The sequence below is a fragment of the Massilia pseudoviolaceinigra genome (genome assembly GCF_030846505.1).
Lineage (GTDB): Bacteria > Pseudomonadota > Gammaproteobacteria > Burkholderiales > Burkholderiaceae_D > Telluria_A > Telluria_A violaceinigra.
In genome coordinates, this window is sequence record NZ_JAVCWL010000095.1 from 1 (window position 1) to 1,394 (window position 1,394).

Below are 1,394 nucleotides of genomic sequence, written 5' to 3' on the forward strand. Positions count from 1 at the left end.
ATCCAGGCTGTAAGCGAGAAAGCCGTTGTCGTGCACCAGCTGCGCGATCTGCCGAGCGTGCCGGTGCCGAACAAGCCGGTCACCATCGCGTATCAGGAAGGCCGCGCACAGGTGACCGAAAAGGCACCCGACAAGCCAGCCCAGCCGCAACGCTAAGCCGGGGCCCGGATGCAAGGCGTACTGAAACCAGGCGCCCGCATCGCAAGCCATTTGCGTACGCCCTGCAAAAACGACTGCCTTGATTATCTTTTGAACGGCTATCACAGGGCACCTCGAATAACTCCCGATTGCACCGCTGCCGCCAACGGCGTTGCCGGAATCGGTTAGAAATGCATTCGGACGAGTGCTAATCAGAGGCCATTTTTGGCGCACCATCGTCAGTTTGGGCAGTCCGGGCGGACTGCCGGGGGCAGAATGCTTCGACCCTGGCCTCCTTGAGCTAAACCAGACGCTGCAAATTGTAGGCTGCAACCGTCCCGTTGAGCTGTAGCTCCGCGCGCCAGGCCGATCGTGCTGACGCTCTTGCCGCCCAGTTTTGCCAAGCCGGCAAATACGTGTCAACCCGGGCACCTGTCTTGGCGATGCGATGGTTGCCGCTCCAGTGGCAGAGATAGGCTTTTCCTTGCTTGCTCTGGATGTGCATGCGCCAGCCCTGTTTGCTTAGCCACTCTTCGTACTCGCCGTCGACGTAGCCCCTGTCGTGCAGGATATTGCGGTGCGATCCTGATCGTCACTCAGATTGAATAACTACTGGATCAGCAAGATCCGAAACCATCAGCTCGGTAGGGAATGGGGGCGACCGCCCCGCACGCGGCCCGGACGCGGTGCTGCGCGGGCTACTTCGTTCGCCAGCGCGGCAAAGTTGACGTGCCGCGCCATCACCCGCAACGCATCGCCGGGCTTATTCAGCTTCGCTTCGCGTTCCTGGTTTGCATACACACTGGTTTTGATCATGACGATGGCGTCAGAGTCGAGGCGTCACATGATGGCATATTGAGCTCGGTTTTTCGCGGTAGCCCCACATTTCATTATTAATTTGACATCACCACGGGCCTGAGCATATCTCGTCTGCGACGCGCCGCAGACGAGCACCGTGACAACACGGGCATAGGGATTGAGGCCCAGAACGTTTGTTGCGAAAACACGGAAATTAGTACAAAATCAATACTTGATGGCGGGCTGGACTGTGCTCATGTGTACACAGCTCCGCAGTGCAATATGACCAGCCCACCGCCGTAATATGCGCATATATTACCGGAGATACATAAAGCCGCTGAAAGAACAATGGAACATGACCATTTTTTCAGCTAAAAAGGTACTGGGACCGATATTTGCTGCATTATTATTACAAGGATGTAATGCGATGGCTAAAGATGACGTACTGAAATTATCGA

At 56.0% G+C, this 1,394-nt stretch carries 2 protein-coding genes; one reads left to right on the top strand and one right to left on the bottom strand.

What is annotated here, in order from left to right; all coding sequences use genetic code 11:
- Positions 1-156, top strand: a complete 156-nt coding sequence (locus RBA40_RS33730) for a KfrB domain-containing protein (RefSeq protein ID WP_445352058.1) — start codon at positions 1-3, stop codon at positions 154-156.
- Between the two features lie 618 nt (positions 157-774).
- Here the strand turns inward: RBA40_RS33730 and RBA40_RS33180 are convergent.
- Positions 775-954 carry a hypothetical protein gene (locus tag RBA40_RS33180; RefSeq protein WP_306653153.1) on the bottom strand — a complete coding sequence of 60 codons (180 nt, stop codon included), beginning with the start codon at positions 952-954 and terminating at the stop codon, positions 775-777.
- Between the last annotated feature and the right edge of the window lie 440 nt (positions 955-1,394).

What these genes read in the sequence shown, in the direction of transcription:
- RBA40_RS33180 (WP_306653153.1), bottom strand. Translation starts at nt 954, where the DNA reads ATGATCAAAACCAGTGTGTATGCAAACCAGGAACGCGAAGCGAAGCTG.